Below are 1015 nucleotides of genomic sequence, written 5' to 3' on the forward strand. Positions count from 1 at the left end.
AGGTTTCCCGTTGGTTCATCCGCTAGCAAAATCGCCGGGCGATTCACGAGAGAACGGGCGATGGCTACACGTTGCTTTTGACCGCCGGACATCATAGGCGGCTTGTGTTCCATACGCTCTTTTAGACCTACGCTAATGAGCGCTTCTTCTGCACGTTTTTTGCGTTCGCTTGCCGAGATGCCTGCATAGAGCATAGGCAATTCTACATTGCGAATCGCAGAAATACGTGGCAATAGATTAAATGCCTGAAAGACGAACCCAATTTTTTGGTTTCGAAGATCAGCTTGTTGATTTTCGTTTAAGGTAGTGACCTCTACTCCGTCCAGTACATAAGAACCGGAAGAGGGGCGATCCAAGCAACCCAGCATGTTCATAAAGGTGGATTTACCAGAACCAGAGGGCCCCATGATTGCGACGAATTCCCCTTTATTAACGGTAAAATTAACTCCTTTTAGGATGGGTAGCTCAGAATCACCGTTCATAAAGGTCTTACGAATATCAGTAACGGTTAGCATCTGTTTCCCTCCTTTTATACTGCTCCAGGTACGCCTGCTTCCATTGCCATTACAGGCATGCCTTCCATCAAATCAGCGGAAGGGCTGCTAATGACACTGTCTCCTTCATTTAGACCGCTTGTGATTTCTACATTCAAGTCACTTTCTGTACCGGTTTGTACGGGACGTTTTTTCGCCAGACCGTTTTCTACAACCCAGACAAAGGAACCGCTTGGATCATTCACAACCGCTTGGAAAGGGACAACAAGAATGTTGTTTTTATTGGTGATCATAATATCGACATCGACATTAAAGCCAGGTTTTAGCACAGAGACAGCCTGATCCAATTCCAATGTGACATTTACTTTTGTTTTTCCTGTCGTTTCCCCTTTTTGAATCTTTGTAGCCAGCGGCGAAATACGGGTTACCGTAGCTGCTACTTTTTCTTTGCCCATAGAAGTGCCGCTTACAAGTGCTTTTTGTCCCAATTGAAGCTCTTTTACATCTGATTCGTTAATATC

Annotated in this window: 2 protein-coding genes; both read right to left on the reverse strand. The window is 45.0% G+C overall.

Features of this window, described 5'->3' with window-relative positions; all coding sequences use genetic code 11:
* Positions 1-515, reverse strand: a 515-nt coding sequence (locus O0550_RS23985) for an ABC transporter ATP-binding protein (protein WP_258427425.1), incomplete at its 3' end; no start/stop codon positions are given.
* Positions 516-529: 14 nt separating this feature from the next.
* Positions 530-1015, reverse strand: a 486-nt coding sequence (locus O0550_RS23990) for an efflux RND transporter periplasmic adaptor subunit (RefSeq protein ID WP_396125783.1), incomplete at its 5' end; no start/stop codon positions are given.

The organism is Brevibacillus halotolerans (genome assembly GCF_026891775.1).
GTDB lineage: Bacteria > Bacillota > Bacilli > Brevibacillales > Brevibacillaceae > Brevibacillus_B > Brevibacillus_B halotolerans.